Source organism: Devosia sp. Root685 (assembly GCF_001427875.1).
Taxonomy (GTDB): Bacteria; Pseudomonadota; Alphaproteobacteria; order Rhizobiales; family Devosiaceae; genus Devosia.
The window spans coordinates 313,790-333,601 of record NZ_LMHK01000004.1 but is presented as its reverse complement, the minus strand read 5'-3'; the positions used below and the strand labels follow the sequence as shown (position 1 = coordinate 333,601).

Genomic DNA, 19,812 nt, shown 5'->3' with positions numbered 1-19,812 from the left:
AAATGCTCGCCGGCGATACGATCATGGCGCTCTCTTCGGGCGCTCTTCCCTCCGGCGTTGCGGTTATCCGCCTTTCGGGCCCAAAAGCCCGGGAGGCGTTCTTGTCCTTGGCGGGGCCTTTGCCCGCGCCCCGGACCATGGCGTTGCGGCGGATTGGCGCCGATACCCAGCTCGACCAGGGCCTTGTCGCCTGGTTCCCCGGGCCTGCCAGTTTTACCGGTGAAGACTGCGCGGAATTTCACGTCCACGGGTCACCTGCGGGGGTCAAGGCAATCCTTCGTAGCCTACTTGGTTTTGGCATTCGTCTCGCCGGACCGGGGGAGTTTACCCGACGAGCCTTTGAAAATGGCAAACTCGATCTGATTGCCGTCGAAGGCCTTGGCGATCTTCTTATTGCGGAAACCGAAAAGCAGCGGCAACAGGCCTTGGCCCGCTACGACGGAAGATTGACGAAAAAGGTTGAAACCTGGCGCAATGTGCTGCTCGACCTCCGGGCGGAGATCGAAGCGCGGCTCGATTTTTCCGATGAAGGCGATGTCGCCGACGAACTGCCTGCAGGATTTTCTACCGAACTAGCCGACCTGAAAACCTCGCTTGAGGGCGCTTTGGCCAGCATAAACAGCGGCCGCATCGTGCGCGAAGGGGTTCGGGTGGCGCTGGCTGGGGCGCCTAATGCCGGGAAATCGAGCCTGATCAACGCCCTATCTAAATCTGATATCGCTATTGTTTCCGACGAGGCCGGGACGACGCGCGACGTGCGCGAAGTGCCGCTCGATATTGGCGGTCAGCTGTTTATTCTCCTTGATCTTGCCGGTCTTCGCGACACCGATAGCCGCGCGGAAGCCGAGGGTATTCGGCGGGCGGAACGCGCCATTCAGGGCGCCGATATCCTGCTTTGGCTTGAAGCACCCGACACCGAAGCGGCGCTTCAGCCGCAGACTCAGGCTCATGTGATCAGGGTTGCCACAAAATCGGATCTGTCCCCCGTTGGGGGTCAAGACCTGCAAATCTCAACCACAACCGGGGCAGGGATAGAGGGGCTGATCGAGCGTCTCCGCGCTGTCGGTGAGACGCTGTCCGGTGGTGAACCCTCTCTCATCAGTCACGAGCGGGATCGACTCGGGCTAAATCAGACCATTGGGGCCATCAATGAGGCCCAGGTCTATCTCAGCAATTGGGAACTGGCGGCCGAGGCTCTGAGACACGCCTCGCTCGCGCTTGAGCGCATGATTGGCCGGGTGGATGCGGAACAGGTGCTCGATCGGCTCTTTTCCAGCTTTTGCATCGGCAAATGATTCACGTGAAACATTGGGTTTCTGGTGGTCCGGAACACCACCCGTGATTCACGTGAAACACAGCTAGTGGTTTTCTTAGGCCGCAAGACGCTGTATGAACCCTACAAACATCATTGAAGGTACGCTTTGCGCCGCGCGAACCTAGCGCGTGCCAAAAATGCCGTTCAGGGAAATTTCCATGACTGACTATGCTGTCATCATCGTTGGGGGTGGTCACGCCGGCTGTGAGGCCGCGGCGGCTTCCGCACGGCTCGGTGTGCCTACGGCGCTCATTACGCATCGCTTCGCCACGATCGGCGAAATGAGCTGCAATCCGGCGATTGGTGGCTTGGGCAAAGGCCATCTCGTGCGCGAGATCGATGCGCTTGATGGATTGATGGGTCGCGTTGCCGATGAAGCCGGCATCCAGTTCCGTGTGCTCAATCGCCGAAAGGGCCCAGCTGTGCGGGGACCACGGGCTCAGGCGGACAGAAAACTCTATCGCAATGCCATGCAGGCCGCCGTTTTGGCGCAGGCGAACCTCGATGTCATCGAGGGAGAGGTGGACGATCTCGTTGTAACGGATGGTGCTATCTCCGGGGTCGTGCTGCTCGATGGACGGCACTTTTCCACCAGGGCGGTGGTGCTGACGACGGGCACCTTCCTGCGCGGGCTCATTCACCGCGGCGAGGAGACGGTACCAGCCGGGCGGGTTGGCGAAAAGCCCGTACTGGGTCTATCGACGCGACTTGAAAATCTTGGTCTGCAACTGGGGCGTCTGAAGACGGGTACCCCGGCGCGCCTCGACAAGCATTCCATCAATTACGCGGTGCTGGAAGAGCAGCCAGGGGACAATCCGCCGGAAGCATTCTCGGCGCTGACCAAAGCGATCACCACCCAGCAGGTGTCCTGCCATATCACGCGGACAACGGCGGAAACGCATAGGATCATCCAGGATAATCTCCATCGTTCGGCGATGTATTCCGGGCGCATTCAATCGCGTGGGCCGCGCTATTGCCCCTCCATTGAGGACAAGGTCGTTCGCTTTGCCGATCGTGATAGCCACCAGATTTTTCTTGAGCCTGAAGGACTTGAGGAGCAGACGGTCTATCCCAACGGTCTCTCCACATCGCTGCCGGAGGACGTGCAGGACGCGTTTTTGCGCTCCATGCCGGGCCTTGAAAACGTAAAAATCATCCGGCCGGGCTATGCGATTGAATACGACTATGTGGATCCGCGCGAACTGCGGCCGACGCTGGAAGTGAAGCGCCAGCCGGGGCTATATCTGGCGGGGCAGATTAATGGCACGACCGGATACGAGGAGGCGGGCGCTCAGGGTTTACTGGCCGGCGCTAATGCCGCCCTGGCAGCGAGCGGGCAGGAGCCGATGACTCTGTCGCGCACCGAAAGCTATCTTGGTGTGATGATCGATGATCTGGTCACGCGTGGCGTTTCGGAACCCTATCGGATGTTCACCTCGCGCGCTGAATTCCGGCTGCATTTGCGGGCGGATAATGCCGATCAGCGACTGACGCCACAGGGCGTCGAGAGGGGCTTGGTGGGCGAAGAGCGGCGCGAGCTGTTCTCGGCAAAGCTGGTTGCTCTCACCGATGGTCGAAAGCGGCTTCATGCCGCGATGGCTTCGCCAAGCGAGGCGCGCAAGGCTGGTATCCCCATCAACGAGGATGGCAAGCGCCGCTCTGCGTTCGAGATTTTGTCCTATCCGGACCTTGGTTGGGATGACGTTGTGAAGCTGTGGCCGGACTTGGCCGAAATCCCGGAAGCCGTGCGCGAGCAGCTTGGCATCGATGCGCAATACGCCGTCTATCTTGATCGGCAGCAGGCCGATATTGAAAGCATGCGGCGCGATGAACAGCGGCAAATCCCGGATGAACTCGATTATCAAGGGATTCCGGGGCTCTCGATTGAACTTCGGCAGAAATTGACGCAGTTCAGGCCGCAGACCATTGCCCAGGCGCAAGCCATGGATGGGATGACCCCCGCCGCTATCACGCTATTGCTGGCAGTCATTCGCCGCGACGATCTGCGGAAAGCCGGTTGATGGGGGGGGTTGAGGCAATCGCGCCTTATGCGAAGCACTTTGGCCGACCGATAGACGCGGTGGGTCGCGACCTGGAATCCTATGCTGCGCTGCTGAAGAAATGGCAGGCGGTGCAGAATCTTGTTTCACGTGAAACGTTGGGCTCTGTTTGGGAGCGGCACTTTGCAGACAGCCTGCAGGTATTACCGCTGCTAACCGAGAGAGACCGCGTGTTTATGGACCTGGGTAGTGGCGGCGGCTTTCCAGCTTTGCCTTTGGCGATCGCGAGCAAAGGCCTTGACCGTCATTTCGTGCTGGTCGAGCCGACGGCGCGGAAGGTCAGCTTTTTGCGGACGGTGGCGCGAGAGTTGAATCTCAATGTGACGGTTATCGGACGTCGTAGTGATGAAATTGATTCACGTGAAACACCAGAACCGGACGTGATCACTTCCCGCGCTCTCACTGCCTTGCCCCTTCTTTGCGATTGGATGGAGCCATTTTTCGTAAGGAAAACAAGGGCGATCCTCCATAAAGGGCGGGAACATGTTGATGAACTTAACGATTCGAGTGCGCATTGGCACTATGACGTGGTAGTAAACAAGAGTGACACTGATCCGGGTGGCGTGATCCTGACGATCACGAATCTCAAAAGAAAATCAGTGTCTTAGCGGCACAACTGGAGGCCTGCTCTTGGCACCCCGTATCCTGACCCTGGCAAATCAGAAGGGTGGCGTCGGCAAGACGACCACTGCGATCAATCTGGCAACGGCGCTGGCCGCCATTGGCGAGCGTGTGCTGATTGTCGATCTCGACCCGCAGGGCAATGCCTCGACGGGTCTGGGCATTTCGCGCGATAATCGCGAAGTATCGTCCTATGACGTCCTGGTGGGCGAAGCCAGCGTGGCGCAGGCGGCGATTATGACGAGCGTGCCGAATGTTGCGATTATTCCATCGACCATGGACCTGCTCGGTGTCGAACTGACGATTGCGGGGCAGGCGGATCGCGCCTTCAAGCTGCGCGATGCCTTTAAACAGCTGTCGGACCTGCGAATCAATGATCAGCCGGTCAGCTATATTCTCATCGACTGTCCGCCGTCGTTGAACCTGCTTACGGTCAATTCACTGGTCGCGGCCGATGCCGTGCTGGTGCCGCTGCAATGTGAATTCTTTGCGCTGGAAGGCCTTAGCCAGCTTTTGCAGACCATCGAGCAGATTCGATCGACGCTTAATCCGCGCCTGTCGATCCAGGGCGTGGTGATGACCATGTTCGACAAGCGCAATAATCTGTCGGAGCAGGTTTTGGCGGACGTGCGGAGCGAAATGGGCGATCTGGTCTATGATACGGTCATCCCGCGCAATGTGCGGCTGTCGGAAGCGCCGTCCTATGGCAAGCCGGCTTTGCTTTATGATTTGAAATGCGCGGGCAGCCAGGCCTATTTGCGCCTCGCCACCGAAGTCATCCGCCGCGAGCGGCGGCTGGTCGCAGCTTAGGAGCCCCGAGATGAACGACAAACCCACACGACTTGGCCGGGGTCTGGCAGCGCTGATCGGCGATATGGCTTCTTTGGAAGCGGCGCGTGTGACCGACACCGGATCGGGCGGCAAGCGTCTGCCGGTCGATTTCATCATCGCCAACCGCGCCAATCCGCGGCGGACTTTTGATCCCGATCAGCTGGAAGAGTTGACCAACTCGATTCGCGAAAAGGGTGTGATGTCGCCGCTCTTGGTGCGGCCGACGGATGATCCGAATATTTTCGAGCTGATTGCCGGCGAACGGCGTTGGCGCGCGGCGCAGAAGGCCGGTTTGCATGACGTTCCGGTTATCGTCCGCGAGGTCGATGACAAGGAAGCGCTTGAGCTCGCCATCATCGAAAACGTGCAGCGTGCCGATCTCAATGCGCTGGAAGAAGCCATGGGTTATGGCCAGCTGATCGAACAATTCGATTATACGCAGCAGGACCTGGCACAGGTGATCGGCAAGAGCCGGTCGCATGTAGCCAATACGCTGCGCCTGCTGAAATTGCCGGAAGATGTGCGCGGTATGGTGTCCAGTGGCACATTGACGGCCGGGCATGCGCGTACGCTGATCACGGTCGATGATCCGTCGGGTCTGGCGCGGCAGATTGTCGATAAGGGGCTGTCGGTACGCGAAGCGGAGGCTTTGAGCCAGCAGCGCGAGGCGCCGGCGCGGAAAATGCCGGTAAGCGAGCCGGTGCGCGATGCGGATACCGTGGCATTGGAACGCCGTTTGTCGGATGTTTTGGGACTATCGGTGGCGCTGAGCCATTCGGAGCGCGGAGGGCGGGTGGAAATCCGCTACAAGACGCTGGAGCAGTTGGATGCGCTGTGCCTGAAACTGACCGGCCAGCATAATTAAGTCGCTCAGAATTCTGAATTTTTAGAAACCCCGCGAGAGTGGGGTTTTTTGTTTTAGGGTCTGTGCCACGTCCTCGTCCTTCGAGGCTACGCTACGCTTCGCGCCTCAGAACGAGGACTACTGGGTAGCGCGGCCCGAACGATCCACGTGAAACACCAATAAAATCAGTGCGTTGCGGCCATCATGCAGAGGGCGAGGGTGGTGCGGTGCAGAATGGCGGTCGCTAGAGCGGGTTTGCGGCGGCTGTCGCTGGTGGCCTGTAGCAGGCGTTCGGAGGCTTGGGCGAGGGCGGGGTCGGTCCAGAGGCGGAGCTGCTGTTCGAGCTGGCCTATGCGCGAAAAATGCGGCTTTGGCTTTACGTTGTCGAGCACCGCACGCGGGGATTTGCCAGAATCAACATCCACGCGCCAGCGGCGCAGGCTGGCGAAATGATTGGTCAGCATGGCCAGCAATTGCTGGGGGTTGATGGACGAGGTGAGGGCCCGGTTGAGCGCCAGTTCGAGTTTTTCCGCGTGACCGCCGCCCGTCGCGTCGAGAATGGCGTCGATGGCCAGGGCGCCGTTGTCCGCGCAAAGCGTTAGAACGTCTTCGCGGGTCAGGGATTTCGTGCCGGCGGCGAAAAGGGTCAGCTTTTCGAGCTCCCGGCGCGTGATTTCCCGATCATTGCCCAGAATCTCGCGCAGGGTGGGGACGACGTCGGAATCGACGCGAATGCCGGCCTGATTAAAGGTTTCGCGCATCAGGTTGGTGAGGGTTTCGTCGCTGTCCGGATAGCAGGGCAGGGCGCGGCCGAGTTTGGCGGCTTCCACCAAAGCGCGCAGGGCGTCGCGGGGGGCGAGATTGCCGGCTTCGAGCACGATGGCGGTGCCGCCAGGGTCGTCGCGCAACTCGGTCAGCGGCATGACGAGGCTTTTGCTGGCATTGCGCACCCGAATGATGCGCTTGCCGCCGAAAAGCGAGGTGCTGCGGGCCTCGGTGATCAGGCGACCCGGTTCGGCATCGAGTTCGGGGCCGTCGAAAATGAAAACATCGGCGGCGCCGGGGTCGTCGCCGCTAAAATAGCGAATCAGGCGCTGCGCGGTTTCGCGGACGAGGCCACCATCGGGGCCATAAGCCAAAAAAATGCCTTCGGTGAGGTCGGGACGCGCCAGAAAACGCGCGACCTCATGGGCTTTGAGTGCGGTCATCCCTTGGCAAGGGCCGCCAGCACGGCCAGGCGCAGCGATTCAGCCACGGAACGCGCGGCACGCTCCTGGGCCTCGATAATGGCGGCTTCGTCGGCCAGGACCTGCCCGCTGCGCGTGTGTTGGGCCTTCGCCGTGCGCGTAATGGTGATCGGCTTGGTATCGACGCCATCACGTGGCGTAAGGGTGAGCGTCGCTGAGACGGTCATTTCGCGGGGCTTGTTGGGGTTGGCCGTGGCGCTGAGATAGGGCTCGGCATCGCTGGCAGACACGGTAACGCTCACAAGGGGGGCAGTGGGCGATGTGGTCTTGCCGAGGCGGAAGGACAGTTCCTGGTAGACGATCTGCTCCAGCCGCGTTTTGGGGGCGGCATAGGCAAGCTGCAATTGCGGGTTCTCGGCGAGCTTGCCCGAATAGACCGGCTGGAACGAGCAGGCCCCCAGCCCGGCCGAAGCCAGGGCAAGGGGAACGATCAGGGCGAAAGGCTTGAGCCTAGACAACGACATTGACGATCCTGTCCTGGACCACGACTATTTTCTTCGGGGTCTTGCCTTCCAGAATGCGGATAACTTCGTCGAGTGACAAGACCAGACGTTCGACTTCGGCGGCCGGAGTGCCCTTGGGCACCGTGATTTCGGCGCGGCGCTTGCCGTTGATCTGGATCGGAAGGGTCACCTCATCGTCAACGAGCAGCGCAGGATCGACATCCGGCCAGCTGGCGTCGGCGACAAGACCGGGCTTTCCGAGCACTTCCCAGCAGGTTTCGGCCAGGTGCGGCATCATCGGGCTGAGGAGGATTGTTAGCTTTTCGACGCCTTCGGCAATGGCTGCGCGCTGTGCCGGGCCCAGATTGCTGCCCAGCGCCTTGGTGAGGGCATTGGTCAGTTCATAGATCTGGGCCACGGCGCGGTTGAAGCGCAGGCCTTCGATGTCTTGGGCAATGCCGTGAACCGAGCGATGGATGATGCGGCGCAGCGCCAAAGCGTCAGTATTGTCGTTTTTGGAAACAGTCTCCAAAGACTGTTTCGAAATTTCGATCGATTCGTTGACGAGACGCCAGACGCGCTGCTGGAAGCGGCTGGCGCCTTCGACGCCGGCCTCGGTCCATTGTACGTCGCGTTCCGGCGGGGAATCCGAGAGCATGAACCAGCGAGCGGTATCGGCGCCGTAGGTGCCGACGATTTCGTCGGGATCGACGACGTTCTTCTTGGATTTGCTCATCTTTTCGACCGAGCCGATGGCAACGGGCGCATTGGTTCTGAGGTCGCGGGCGGTACGGGTGTCGCCAGAAGTCTCAATGACGATCTCGGTCGGGTTCACCCATTCGCCGGTTTCCGACTTATAGGTCTCGTGCGTCACCATGCCCTGGGTGAAGAGGCCTTTGAAGGGCTCACTGATATCGACATGGCCCGTCGCCTTCATGGCGCGGGTGAAGAAGCGCGAATAGAGCAGGTGCAAGATCGCGTGCTCGACGCCGCCGATATATTGGTCAACCGGTAGCCAGCGATTGGCCACGGAGGGCACGGTCGGCGTTTCGGCCTGCGGCGCGGTAAAACGGGCGAAATACCACGACGAATCCACAAAAGTGTCCATGGTGTCGGTTTCGCGACGGGCTGAGGCGCCGCATTGCGGGCAGTGGACGTGCTTCCAGGTCGGGTGGTGGTCGAGGGCATTGCCCGGCTTGTCGAAGGTGACATCATCGGGCAGGCGAACCGGCAGGTCTTTCTTGGGCACGGGGATAGTGCCGCAGACTTCGCAATGGATAACCGGGATCGGGCAACCCCAATAGCGCTGGCGCGAAATGCCCCAATCGCGCAGGCGATAGTTCACTTCCACCTTGCCCTGCGGCTTGCCATCGACGGTGCGGGCATCAAAATGCTCGGCGATCTTCTTCTTGGCGTCGTCGATGGACAGACCGTCGAGGAAACCCGAATTGAAGATGTTGCCGGCGTCAACATAGGCTTCAGTGCCGATTTCGAAGGTTTCCGGGTCGGCACCGTGCGGCAGCACGACGGGGATGACGCTGAGGCCATACTTGCGGGCGAGATCGAGGTCGCGCTGGTCGTGGGCCGGGCAGCCGAAAATGGCGCCGGTGCCGTAGTCCATCAGGATGAAATTGGCGACATAGACCGGCAGCGTGGCGCCCGGAATGACCGGGTGCTTTACCCGCAGACCCGTATCAAAGCCCTGCTTTTCGGCCTTTTCCAGCGTTTCCGTGGCCGTGCCATGGCTATGGCACTCGGCGACGAAATCGACGAGGGCAGGATTGTTGGCAGCCAAAGCAGTTGTAAGAGGGTGGTCGGGCGAAAGACCAACGAAGGAGGCGCCGAAGATCGTGTCTGGGCGCGTCGTAAAGACCTCGATGCTTGATGCATCGGTTTTGTCGCTCGGGGCCAATTCGAACAAGAGGCGCAGGCCTTCGGACTTGCCGATCCAGTTGCGCTGCATGGTGCGCACTTTTTCCGGCCATTCGGTCAGGGTGTCGAGCGCTTCGAGCAGGTCTTCTGCAAAGTCGGAAATCTTGAAGAACCACTGGGTCAGCTCGCGCTGTTCCACGACGGCGCCGGAGCGCCAGCCCTTGCCATCGATGACCTGCTCATTGGCGAGCACGGTCATATCGACAGGGTCCCAGTTGACCTTGGAATTTTTCCGCGTAATCAGACCCGCTTCCAGCATATCGATGAAGAGCGCTTGCTGGTGCTGGTAATATTCGGGCGAGCAGGTGGCGAATTCGCGCGTCCAGTCGATGGAAAGACCCATCGACTTGAGCTGGGCCTTCATCGCCTCGATGTTCTGATAGGTCCAGGTGCCGGGATGGGTCTTGCGCTCGATGGCGGCGTTTTCGGCCGGCAGGCCAAAAGCGTCCCAGCCCATGGGGTGCAGCACATTGCGGCCCCTAGCACGATAATAGCGCGCCACCACGTCGCCCATGGAATAGTTGCGCACGTGGCCCATATGAATGCGCCCCGAGGGATAGGGGAACATTTCAAGGACATAGTAGGGCTCGCGCGGATCGTCATTGGCGGTGACGAAGCTCTTCGCATCGTCCCAGATCTTCTGCCATTTCGGTTCGCTTTCGCGCGGATTGTAGCGTTCGCCGCTCACTTGCTCGTCCTTGAAAATTTTCTTGCCGGATGCACAGACTTGACCTGCAAGGGCCGGGCCAGCTTGCGCTTTTCGGGGATTTTGGCTACCGGACCATCACCAGAAATCCCCCTCAAGGTCAACAGAAACGGGGCCTTCTCATGACCGATCGCGCCAACAGCGCCAATGTTGCGCTCGCCGATATCAGAACCCGCATGGAAAAGGCACGCCAGCGATTCGGCGCGCCGCCTGAAAAGGTCGAACTCATTGCGGTGTCGAAGACTTTTGACGCCGAGGCGATAAGGTCGTTTCTCGCGGCAGGGCAGCGGGTTTTCGGCGAGAACCGCGTGCAGGAGGCCAAGGAAAAATGGCCGGGGCTGCGGGAGGATTTTTCCGAAGTTGTGCTGCACCTGATTGGGCCGCTGCAGACCAATAAGGCGCGCGAAGCGGTGGCGCTGTTCGATGTCATCGAGACGGTCGATCGGGAAAAACTCGCGGCGGTGTTGGCCGAAGAAATGGCGCGCGCTCAAAAGCGCCTGCCATGTTTCGTGCAGGTCAATATTGGCGGCGAGGAGCAAAAGGCCGGGGTCCCGGTGGACGAGGCCGTGGACTTCGTGCGGCGCTGCCGGGAGGTGCATGGGCTCGATATCGTGGGCCTCATGTGCATTCCGCCCGATGGGCAACCACCCGCGCCCTATTTTGCGCATCTGGCGACGCTGGCGCGTCAAGCCGGCGTCGCAAACCTTTCCATGGGCATGAGCGGGGATTTTGAAACCGCGATTGCCATGGGCGCGACCCATGTGCGGGTCGGCTCGGCGCTATTTGGCGGACGGGGCTAAGCTCGGAGTGCTGCAACTTTTTCCGGGGGTGCAGCGTTTCTTTGAGCCGAATAACGTCGATGTGATTGGCGAGCCCAGAACAGGTCGCAATGATGTGATCTTGGTCCGCCTGATGTAAAAGACCGGAGATTGCAATGAATAAGCGACGCATCCTTGTTGTGGACGACGATGCGGATCTTCGCGAAACCCTGGTCGAGCAGCTCAAGAGCCAGCCGGAATTCGACATTGTCGAAGCCGGCACCGCCAATGATGCGCTGAAAGTCCTGCGCGAAAACAATGTCGAATTGACTATTCTCGATGTGGGTCTGCCCGACATGGATGGGCGCGATGCGGTCAAGCTGATGCGCCAGGAGGGTTTTACGAGCCCGGTGCTGATGCTGACCGGGCACGATACCGAGGCCGACGAGGTCAAGGGACTCGATTCGGGGGCCAACGACTATCTGACCAAGCCCTTCCGCTTTCCGGTGCTCCTGGCGCGCATCAATGCCGCGCTGCGTCAGCATGACCAGAGCGAGGGCGCCGTTTTCACCATTGGCCAATATAGTTTTCAGCCGGCAGCGAAGATGCTCGAGAGCAATGACGGCATCAAGGTGCGGCTGACGGACAAGGAAACATCCATTCTGAAGTACCTTTACCGGCAGGGGCCGAAGACCATCACACGCGATGTGCTGCTCAAGGAGGTCTGGGGGTACAATAACCGCGTCACCACCCATACGCTTGAAACGCACATCTATCGTCTGCGCCAAAAGATCGAGCGCGACCCCTCCAATGCGCGGCTTCTGGTGACGGAAGACGGGGGATATCGCCTCGTTCCATGAGCAAGCCCGTCAAGGGTGTTCATAAAGTGGAAAAACTGCCCTATAGACAGATGCGTTGACCCGCCGGACACTTTTCGGCGGGCGGGGCGCATTCGGGTCAGTGGCTGATGAGAATGGACGATGCGGCCGCCGTTCTGGGGCGAGCCGATTTCTTCATGATGTGCGATGACGAGCAGCGGCGCATGCTGGGCTTTGCCAGCGATCGCCGTCATGTCGAAGCCGACGAAATCATCTACAAGGCCGGAACGGTGCCCGAGGGCGCCTATGTGCTCATCGAAGGCACGATCAAGGCGCGTAATGAGGGTGTCGAGGCTGGAAAGCCTTATGCACTGTCGGAACCCGGCAGCGTCGTTTCCGCCATGGCACTGATTCTCGACAAGCCACGGCCGGTGACCATCACCGCCGTGACCGATTGCGAACTGCTTTTCGTGCCACGCTCGGCGTTTCTCAAGCTTATCCGGCAATATCCTGAGCTGGCTCAGAAAGCGGCGCAGCGGATCGAGCGCGAGCTGACCGGATATCTCGGCGCGCTCGACCCGCTCCGGCGCAAGATGAAGTCGAAGTAGTCTGCGTTTACTCAAACATACTCGATGTCATCCCCGCGAAAGCGGGGATTTCTGTTTGGGGTGCCAAAAAACTGGGATTCCCGCTTTCGCGGGAATGACGTCGAGGGTGTGAAAGCCTCAGGGCCTCGCAAACCGTGCAATCACCGGCACGTGGTCGGACGGTTTTTCGGTCCAGCCGCGGGCGGGGCGGATGATTTCGGCGCCGATGGAACTCTCGGCGACGTCGGCGGTGGACCAGATGTGGTCGAGGCGACGGCCCTTGTCGGCGGCGTTCCAGTCGGCGCTGCGATAGCTCCACCATGAATAGAGCTTTTGGTCATAGGGCACGTGCTTGCGCACGATATCGACCCAGCCGTGGCCGCCGGTGAGGAGACCATTGAGCGCTTCGGTTTCGACCGGCGTGTGGCTGACGATTTTCAGGAGCTGCTTGTGGCTCCAGACGTCGTTTTCGTGCGGGGCGATGTTGAAATCCCCAGCGATCAGATGGCCGCGCTGGAAGACGGGTTCGTTGAACCAGGTCTTCAGTTCGGAGAGAAACCCCAGCTTGTGCTTGAATTTGGGATTGATCTCGGGATCGGGCTCGTCGCCGCCGGCGGGAATATAGAAATTGTGCAGCGTGAACGGGCCATGGCCCATGTCGACCAGCGCCGAGACGTGGCGCGATTCGGGGATTTCGCAGAAGACGCGGCTCGACACATCGGTCAGCGGAAATTTTGAGACGATGGCGACGCCGTGATAGCCCTTTTGCCCATGCACGGCCATGTGCGGATAGCCGTTCTCGATGAAGGCGTTCCGCGGAAACTGGTCATTGGTGCACTTGATCTCCTGCAGCATCAGAACGTCGGGCTGATACTGGCGCAGAAAGTCGAGCACCATTTCGAGGCGCAGGCGAACCGAATTGATGTTCCAGGTGACGACGGAAAGGGTCATGGGGAGATCCGCATTTTTGGGCTTTGGGGCCGAGGCATTCTTATGGCCAAGGCGCGCGGTGGGGTAAAGCCGGAAATGGCGCGGCCGGGCTGACTGCTGACGGGAGATGTCAGGGGGGCGGTGCGTGCGGCCCCACCCCCTCCCAACCTCCCCCATCAAGGGGGAGGTGAAGGAACAGTGGTGGTGATGAGATAGTGCCAAACGCTCGATCATTCCACGGGAATGAAAAAACCCGGCCTTGCGGCCGGGCTCTAATCGTTCAAGCTGCGCTAAGAGCTTATTCGCTCTTGGCTTCGCCTTCAGCTGATGCTGCCTGTGCGGCGGCTGCAGCAGCGGCTGCGGCTTCCGCGTCCTTGGCTGCCTGTTCGGCGGCAAAGGCTTCGGCAGCAGCGATCTTTTCGGCTTCGCGGGCTTCGCGTGCGGCAATAGCAGCTTCGCGTTCGCCGGCTTCGATCTTGCGGGTACGGGCGTTGGTCGATTCGAAAATACGAGCCGACTTACCGCGACGATCGCGCAGGTAGTAAAGCTTGGCGCGACGGACCTTACCGCGCTTGATCACTTCGACCGAAGCGATGTTGGGCGAGTAAAGCGGGAAAACGCGTTCCACGCCTTCGCCGTACGAAATCTTGCGCACGGTGAAGCTCTCGGTGATGCCGCCGCCGGAGCGGGCGATCACGACGCCTTCATAGGCCTGGAGACGTTCCTTGTCGCCTTCGCGAATCTTGACCCACACCTTGACGGTATCGCCATGGGTGAAATCAGGAAGCTGGCGCTTGGCAGCCTGCAGGGCAACCTGCTCGGCATTGAGCTGTTCGATAATGCTGCTCATTTTGATCCGTTCTGATCTTTTCTAGGGGTGACTAGGTCACCCGGTCTTTGTTGTGACGGAGGTAGTCTTTTTGGTCTTGTCGCGCGGCCGGGTCCGATCCCGAAGCGCACGAATGGGCGGCTCATAGGAGAAAACGGGCGGAGAGTCCAGTGTTTTGGCCAAAGTAGCCCTCATCCTGAGGCGCCGCGGAGCGGCCTCGAAGGGCGAGGGCGTGGCATGCCAGCTTCAGCGTGCCCGACCTCGTGCTTCGAGGCTTCGCTCCGCTTCGCACCTCACCATGAGGTCTTCTATTTTCTGTCTTTCAACAAATCCGGCCGGCGGGCCCTGGTCAGGGCCAGGGACTGCGCCTGTCGCCATTTCGCGATTTTGGCGTGGTCGCCGGAGGTGAGCACCGCGGGAATATCCATGCCCTCAAAAGTCTGGGGCCGGGTATAGTGCGGATATTCGAGGAGACCGTTTTCGAAACTCTCCTCGTCGCGGCTGTCTAGGGCACCGAGAACGCCGGGGATCAGACGCACGACCGCTTCGAGCAGCACCATGGCGGCGACTTCGCCACCGGCGAGTACATAGTCACCTATGGAGATTTCTTCGAGGTTTCGCGAGTCGATGACGCGCTGATCGACGCCTTCGAAACGGCCGCAAACGATGATGGCGCCGGGGCCGGTGGCAAGTTCGTGGGCGCGGGCCTGGGTGAGCGGTTTTCCGCGCGGGGACATGAGGATGCGCGGGCGCGGGTCGTTTTCGGGCGCAATGGTGTCGATAGCCCTCGCCAAAATATCGGGCTTCAGCACCATGCCGGCGCCGCCACCCGAGGGGGTGTCATCGACGGTGCGGTGCTTGTCGGTCGCAAAATCGCGCAGATGGGTGGCGCGGAGGGTCCAGAGACCATCGGCCATGCCGCGGCCGAGGACGGAGGCGCCAAGCGGCCCGGGGAAGAGATCGGGGAAAAGGGTGATGATATCGGCAGAAAACATCAGTCCGGCTCTTCCTCGCCCGGATCGGCATCGACCGGTGGGGCGATCACCAGAAAACCATCGGCAATGCGCACGGTCGGCACAACCGTTTTGGTGAAGGGATAAAGAAAGGTGTCGCCCGAGCGCGGATCGCGCACTTCGAGAAGGTCGCCCGCGCCAAAGTTGAGGAGGGCCGACACTTCGCCAATGCTGACCCCGGTATCGAGCCGCGCGTCGAGGCCGATGAGGTCGGCGTGATAGAAATCATCCTCGTCGTCCGGATCGGGCAGGCGGGCGCGATCGACAAAGAGCGAAACGCCGTTGAGAAGCTCAGCCGCGTTGCGGTCGCGAATGCCTTTTAGCCGCGCGACGAGCACGTTCTTGCTGAGGCGCGCCGTTTCGATGGTGATGGTGAGGCCGGCACGGTCGGTATCGAGCGGGCCATAGCTCGCGATGGCTTCGGGATCGCCGGTAAAGGCGGTGATGCGGACTTCGCCCTTGATGCCATGGGCGGCGCCGATCTTGCCCATCAGAATACGGTTCTCTGGCGCGGCCATTGCTAGTCCCCTAGTCCTTCGGATAGCGCACCCTTAGCAGGGTTGCACGCTCACGCAAACGGCGGAACCTTGCGCCTCATTGGGGCTTTCTTCTGCCAAGTGTTCCATGGAGAAGCGTCATGTCCAAAATCCTTACCGACCGCCAGGCCATTCGCGAATGGGTGGAGGCCCGCGCCGGCAATCCCGTGCTGATGGACGTGCCTGATGGCACCGGTATCCGGACGGTACTGCAGATCACCTTTGGGCAGGATGCGCTCAATGCCGAAGGCAATGAGGGGCCGGACCGGATCGACGGCTTTCAGCTGGTAAGCTGGGAAGAATGGTTCGTGGCGCTCGAAAAGGGTGGGCTCGCGATCGAGGTGACCGATGATCCCTCGGGCGGAAACGAGGCGGAGTTCACTTTCGTGCCGCGGGATTAGGTGGCCCACCTATCCACGGCGTTATTCCCGCGAAAGCGGGAATCCTTTCGCCGTTGCCGGAAACAGCGATCCCCGCTTTCGCGGGGATGACATCGTGGTTTGATATCAGCGTTTCACGTGAATCGTTGCGCTAAAGCCCACCCATCTGACACAGCAATTTCCATTCGGCTTCGCTGACTTTCGACACCGATAGCCGCGAATATTTTACGAGCTCGACTTCGGCCAGGGCCTCGGTCGCCTTGATTTCGGCAAGTGTGACGGGGCGGGGAAACGGCTTTACCGACTGCACATCGACGCATTCCCAGACCACTTCGCCCTTGGCGTTGAGCTCGCCGGTCGAATCGGGATGGGCTGATGCCACCACCTTCATGATGCCGACGATCTCCTTGCCGATATTGGAGTGGTAGAAGAAGGCCTCGTCGCCGATGGCCATCGCCTTCATGTTGTTGCGCGCTGCGTAATTGCGCACGCCATGCCACTCTTCGACTTCGCCGCGGCCGGTCTTGGCAACGAGATCATCGAAGGAAAAAACATCGGGCTCGGATTTCATCAGCCAGTAGGCCATGGGTTTTAGAACTCCGCCGATGTGTTGTTGATGGCCACGCGCCAGCGTTTTACTTCATAGCTGGCGAAAACCCCGGCCGGCACGAAGGGATCGGCAGCGGCCAGGGCTTCGGCTTCGACGAGATTTTCTGCCTCGAAGACGACGATAGAACCTTCAGGCTTTTCGTCGGCATCGAGCAGGGCGCCAGCGAAAACCAGCTTCTTGCCGAGGGAATTGAGGTGTTCGAGATGCACGGGCCGGGTATCGAGGCGGGTCTGGAGGGCGCCGGGTGCGTCCTTGGCGATCATGGCATAGAGCATTTTCAGTGTTCTCTCTTGAGCGGACGGGACATCAGACCCGCAACGATGGTGGCGATATCGGCGCGGCCGGCAACGAAGGCGTCGACGGCATGGATGAGCGGGGCGTCGACATCGAGACTGCCGGCGAGGGCGGCGGCCACCGGAGCGGTCGCAACGCCTTCGGCCAGTTTGGCGCCACCGGCCAGAATATCTGATGTCTTGCGACCGGCGCCGAGCGCCATGCCGAACTGGTAGTTTCGCGACTGCACCGAGGTGCAGGTCAATGTGAGATCGCCGAGGCCGGCAAGGCCGGTCAGGGTATGAGCCGAGCCGCCAAGGGCATGGACCATGCGCGCCATTTCGGCATAGCCGCGCGCGATCAGGGCCGAGCGGGCTGAGGCGCCAAGGCTGGCGCCTTCGACGGCGCCACAGGCGAGGGCATAGACATTTTTGAGCGCCCCGGCGATTTCGACGCCAATACGGTCATCGGCCGCATAGGGGCGAAAACTGGGGCCGGCGAGCGCGGTGGCAAGATCGGAGGTGGCACTGGCATCGTCGCCTGCAAGGGTGACGGCGGTGGGCCGGCCGGCAGCGACATCGCCGGCAAAGCTCGGGCCGGAGAGGACGTAGCCGATGGCATCAGGTGCCATATCGGCCAAAATTTCGCTCTGGCGGGCGAGGGTACCGGTTTCGAGGCCTTTGGCGGAGAGCACGACGGGTTTGCCGGCCAAGAGGTTGGGATCAAGCGATGTAAGCAGTGTTCGCGTTGCTTGCGCGGGCACGGCGAGGATAAAAATATCGGCTGATATGGATTCGATGCTGGCGGTGATGGACGGGAGCAGCGTCTGGCCGGGCAGAGCGGCCTCATTGATATGCGTGGCGTTGAGCGCGTCGGCCTGGGCCTGGTTGCGGAGCACCAGCGTAACACTGCGTCCGGCCATGGCGGCGGCTTGCGCCAGAGCCGTGCCCCAGGCGCCGCCGCCCAAAACCGCGACCGTTTCAAGCGCCATGGCTTTTCACCTTCATGTCTTCGTCCTGCAGCGGCCAGCGCGGGCGGGCGGCAATGGCAAGGCTATCGGTGTCCTCAAGGGCAAAGCGTTCGGCACCGGCCCAGGCGATCATGGCGCCATTGTCGGTGCAAAGCGCAATGGGCGGGACGATGAGATCGGCGCCAAGTTCGGTGCAGGGCGCCTGCAGCGCTTCGGCAATGCGGCGATTGGCGGCGACGCCGCCGGCGACGACGAGGCGAATCGGTTCGCCGGAAAACTGGGTCGCGAATTTTTCGAGGGCCTGGCGGGCGCGAAAACCGACGATGAAGGCCACGGTGTCCTGAAAACTGGCGGCGATATCGGCGACGTCCTGATCGCTCAGTGGCGCCAGCGCCTCGGCTTGAAGACGCACGGCGGTCTTCAGGCCGGAGAAGGAAAAGTCGAGACGCTCTTCGCGGAGGAGAGGTTTTGGGAACTTGAAACGCTTGGGGTCGCCCTGTTGCGCGATGCGCTCAACGGCGGGGCCGCCGGGATGACCCAGCGAAAGAAGTTTTGCTACCTTATCAAAGGCTTCGCCAAGGGCATCGTCGATGGTGCCGCCCCAGCGTTCATAGTCGCCAACGCCGCGCACCAGAACGAACTGGCTATGACCGCCGGAAACCAGCAGCATCAGATAGGGAAATTTTACGCCATTGGTCAGCCGCGCCGTCAGCGCATGGCCTTCGAGGTGGTTTATGGCAATCAGGGGTTTATCGAGCGAGGCGGCAAGAGCCTTGGCGGTGGTGAGGCCCACAAGCACGCCGCCGATCAGTCCGGGCCCGGCCGTTGCGGCAACCGCGTCGATATCACTCAGGGCGATGCCGGCTTCGTCCATGGCCTGCGCAATGATGTGATCGAGCCATTCGACATGAGCGCGGGCGGCGAGTTCGGGCACCACGCCGCCAAAGGCGGCATGCTCGTCGAGCTGGCTGCGCACGACATTGGAACGAATGGTCCCATGGCCGGATTGATCCCGCACCACCACGGAGGCCGCGGTTTCATCGCAGCTTGTCTCGATACCCAGAATGATGGCTTGCGCTTGCCCGGTCACGACGAACTGGTCTACTCCCAAGGGTGAAGCGGCGCGAGGCGCCCTTGACGGTTTTCGCTACACTAGGACAGAGCCATAATGCAATCGCCAGCCCCCTTCGCCCGGATCGGAACGCGCGGTAGCCCGCTGGCGCTGGCCCAGGCGAAACTGGTGCGCAGCCTGCTTTCCACGGCACATGGCGTGGCTGAAGAGGACATTCACATCGAAGTGTTTTCGACCGGCGGCGATCGCAGCCAGGATGCAAACGTGTCGCTGTCGACCATTGGCGGCAAAGGGGTTTTCACCAAGGAGATCGACGAGGCGTTGCTTTCCGGCCGGGTCGATATCGGGGTGCATTCGAGCAAGGATGTGGCGACGGGCCTGCCCGATGGGATGGCGCTTGCCGCCTTTCTCGAACGCGAAGATGTGCGCGATGCTTTTTTGTCCCTCAACGCCGCGGGGATAGACCAACTTCCGCAGGGGGCAAAATTCGGCACCTCGTCTATTCGCCGCGCGGCTCAGGCCCTGCGCCTGCGGCCCGATCTCAGCATCGTGCCGTTTCGCGGCAATGTGCATACGCGGCTGCAAAAGCTGGCCGATGGGGTGGCGGACGCGACCCTCTTGGCCGTGGCGGGACTAAACCGGCTGGGCGAGTCCCATCGGGCGACCTCTATTTTGGACCCGGACAATTTCATGCCGGCACCGGCCCAGGGGGCAATCGGACTTGCCGTGCGCAGCGGCGACGGGCGGTTTCTCGATATTGCGGCGCCGCTTGATCACGCGCAGACCCATGCGCGGATCGCAGCCGAGCGGGCGATGCTGGCCGTGCTCGATGGGTCCTGCCGCACGCCGGTGGGGGCTTTTACCGCGGGGCAGGGCGGCGCGCTGAGCCTCAAGGGCGAAATCCTCAGCCTTGATGGGCAGACCACGTTCCGCGCCGAGGCGAGCGGCGGGGATCCGCAGGTTTTGGGCGAAAAGGTCGGGAGAGCTCTGCTCGATCAGGCCGGGCCCGACTGGCTCAAGCAGTGGATGGCATAAAA

At 61.0% G+C, this 19,812-nt stretch carries 21 protein-coding genes; 10 read left to right on the top strand and 11 right to left on the bottom strand.

Annotated features, from left to right (window positions below; genetic code table 11):
* Positions 1-2 precede the first annotated feature (2 nt).
* The 5 genes from mnmE (at position 3) to ASD83_RS19010 (ending at position 5,692) form a co-directional block, all read left to right on the top strand.
* Positions 3-1,295 carry a tRNA uridine-5-carboxymethylaminomethyl(34) synthesis GTPase MnmE gene (gene mnmE / locus ASD83_RS19030; RefSeq protein WP_056313917.1) on the top strand — a complete coding sequence of 431 codons (1,293 nt, stop codon included), beginning with the start codon at positions 3-5 and terminating at the stop codon, positions 1,293-1,295.
* A gap of 178 nt (positions 1,296-1,473) precedes the next feature.
* Entirely contained in the window at positions 1,474-3,336 is a 1,863-nt protein-coding gene (gene mnmG, locus ASD83_RS19025; protein WP_056313915.1) for a tRNA uridine-5-carboxymethylaminomethyl(34) synthesis enzyme MnmG, read from the top strand.
* Entirely contained in the window at positions 3,336-3,983 is a 648-nt protein-coding gene (rsmG, locus tag ASD83_RS19020; protein ID WP_056313914.1) for a 16S rRNA (guanine(527)-N(7))-methyltransferase RsmG, read from the top strand. Before mnmG ends, rsmG begins: the two co-directional genes overlap by 1 nt.
* Before the next feature lie 22 nt (positions 3,984-4,005).
* Positions 4,006-4,806 carry a ParA family protein gene (locus ASD83_RS19015; protein ID WP_082561352.1) on the top strand — a complete coding sequence of 267 codons (801 nt, stop codon included), beginning with the start codon at positions 4,006-4,008 and terminating at the stop codon, positions 4,804-4,806.
* Between the two features lie 10 nt (positions 4,807-4,816).
* Positions 4,817-5,692 carry a ParB/RepB/Spo0J family partition protein gene (locus ASD83_RS19010; protein WP_056313910.1) on the top strand — a complete coding sequence of 292 codons (876 nt, stop codon included), beginning with the start codon at positions 4,817-4,819 and terminating at the stop codon, positions 5,690-5,692.
* 164 nt (positions 5,693-5,856) lie between these two features.
* Here the strand turns inward: ASD83_RS19010 and holA are convergent, their stop codons facing one another.
* The 3 genes from holA to leuS are packed head-to-tail and all read right to left on the bottom strand — an operon-like array spanning position 5,857 to position 9,981.
* A complete protein-coding gene (gene holA, locus ASD83_RS19005; protein ID WP_056313908.1) occupies positions 5,857-6,879 on the bottom strand; it encodes a DNA polymerase III subunit delta in 1,023 nt (340 codons plus the stop codon).
* On the bottom strand, positions 6,876-7,382 hold the full coding sequence (gene lptE / locus ASD83_RS19000; RefSeq protein ID WP_082561351.1) for an LPS assembly lipoprotein LptE: 507 nt from the start codon (positions 7,380-7,382) through the stop codon (positions 6,876-6,878). Before lptE ends, holA begins: the two co-directional genes overlap by 4 nt.
* Complete coding sequence (gene leuS / locus ASD83_RS18995; RefSeq protein ID WP_056313905.1) at positions 7,369-9,981, bottom strand: leucine--tRNA ligase; 2,613 nt, start codon at positions 9,979-9,981, stop codon at positions 7,369-7,371. The genes lptE and leuS overlap by 14 nt, the downstream gene beginning before the upstream one ends.
* Positions 9,982-10,121: 140 nt before the next feature.
* On the opposite strand from leuS, the gene ASD83_RS18990 reads away from it, so the two are divergent.
* The 3 genes from ASD83_RS18990 to ASD83_RS18980 all read left to right on the top strand — a co-directional run bounded on the left by ASD83_RS18990 (position 10,122) and on the right by ASD83_RS18980 (position 12,183).
* Positions 10,122-10,799 (top strand): YggS family pyridoxal phosphate-dependent enzyme, encoded by a 678-nt coding sequence (locus ASD83_RS18990; protein ID WP_056313903.1) that lies wholly within the window; start codon positions 10,122-10,124, stop codon positions 10,797-10,799.
* A gap of 134 nt (positions 10,800-10,933) precedes the next feature.
* A complete protein-coding gene (locus ASD83_RS18985; RefSeq protein WP_056313901.1) occupies positions 10,934-11,617 on the top strand; it encodes a response regulator transcription factor in 684 nt (227 codons plus the stop codon).
* 113 nt (positions 11,618-11,730) lie between these two features.
* Entirely contained in the window at positions 11,731-12,183 is a 453-nt protein-coding gene (locus ASD83_RS18980; protein ID WP_056313898.1) for a Crp/Fnr family transcriptional regulator, read from the top strand.
* A 117-nt stretch (positions 12,184-12,300) separates the two neighbouring features.
* Here the strand turns inward: ASD83_RS18980 and ASD83_RS18975 are convergent, their stop codons facing one another.
* The 4 genes from ASD83_RS18975 to rimM form a co-directional block, all read right to left on the bottom strand.
* Positions 12,301-13,113: an exodeoxyribonuclease III gene (locus ASD83_RS18975; RefSeq protein WP_056313896.1), complete on the bottom strand. Its 813-nt coding sequence runs from the start codon at positions 13,111-13,113 to the stop codon at positions 12,301-12,303.
* Between the two features lie 277 nt (positions 13,114-13,390).
* Entirely contained in the window at positions 13,391-13,942 is a 552-nt protein-coding gene (rplS, locus tag ASD83_RS18970) for a 50S ribosomal protein L19 (RefSeq protein WP_056313894.1), read from the bottom strand.
* Between the two features lie 287 nt (positions 13,943-14,229).
* Positions 14,230-14,916, bottom strand: a complete 687-nt coding sequence (trmD, locus tag ASD83_RS18965; protein ID WP_200946536.1) for a tRNA (guanosine(37)-N1)-methyltransferase TrmD — start codon at positions 14,914-14,916, stop codon at positions 14,230-14,232.
* The gene (gene rimM / locus ASD83_RS18960) at positions 14,916-15,452 is read right to left on the bottom strand and encodes a ribosome maturation factor RimM (RefSeq protein WP_056313890.1); all 537 of its coding nucleotides are present in this window, start codon (positions 15,450-15,452) and stop codon (positions 14,916-14,918) included. Before rimM ends, trmD begins: the two co-directional genes overlap by 1 nt.
* 119 nt (positions 15,453-15,571) lie before the next feature.
* Between rimM and ASD83_RS18955 the strand changes: the two genes are divergently transcribed.
* Positions 15,572-15,871 carry a hypothetical protein gene (locus tag ASD83_RS18955; RefSeq protein ID WP_056313888.1) on the top strand — a complete coding sequence of 100 codons (300 nt, stop codon included), beginning with the start codon at positions 15,572-15,574 and terminating at the stop codon, positions 15,869-15,871.
* 130 nt (positions 15,872-16,001) lie between these two features.
* Here ASD83_RS18955 and ASD83_RS18950 read toward each other — a convergent pair whose 3' ends face one another.
* From ASD83_RS18950 to tsaD, 4 genes are read right to left on the bottom strand one after another with little or no spacing between them, the layout of a single operon-like run.
* Positions 16,002-16,436, bottom strand: coding sequence for an EVE domain-containing protein (locus ASD83_RS18950; RefSeq protein ID WP_056313886.1), 435 nt, complete (start codon positions 16,434-16,436; stop codon positions 16,002-16,004).
* A gap of 5 nt (positions 16,437-16,441) precedes the next feature.
* The gene (locus ASD83_RS18945) at positions 16,442-16,735 is read right to left on the bottom strand and encodes a YciI family protein (protein WP_056313884.1); all 294 of its coding nucleotides are present in this window, start codon (positions 16,733-16,735) and stop codon (positions 16,442-16,444) included.
* A gap of 2 nt (positions 16,736-16,737) precedes the next feature.
* Positions 16,738-17,724, bottom strand: a complete 987-nt coding sequence (locus tag ASD83_RS18940; protein WP_056313881.1) for an NAD(P)H-dependent glycerol-3-phosphate dehydrogenase — start codon at positions 17,722-17,724, stop codon at positions 16,738-16,740.
* Positions 17,714-18,772 (bottom strand): tRNA (adenosine(37)-N6)-threonylcarbamoyltransferase complex transferase subunit TsaD, encoded by a 1,059-nt coding sequence (gene tsaD, locus ASD83_RS18935; RefSeq protein WP_056314069.1) that lies wholly within the window; start codon positions 18,770-18,772, stop codon positions 17,714-17,716. Before tsaD ends, ASD83_RS18940 begins: the two co-directional genes overlap by 11 nt.
* A gap of 99 nt (positions 18,773-18,871) precedes the next feature.
* Here tsaD and hemC point away from each other — a divergent pair, with 99 nt between their 5' ends.
* Positions 18,872-19,810: a hydroxymethylbilane synthase gene (gene hemC, locus ASD83_RS18930; protein WP_056313879.1), complete on the top strand. Its 939-nt coding sequence runs from the start codon at positions 18,872-18,874 to the stop codon at positions 19,808-19,810.
* Positions 19,811-19,812: the final 2 nt, after the last annotated feature.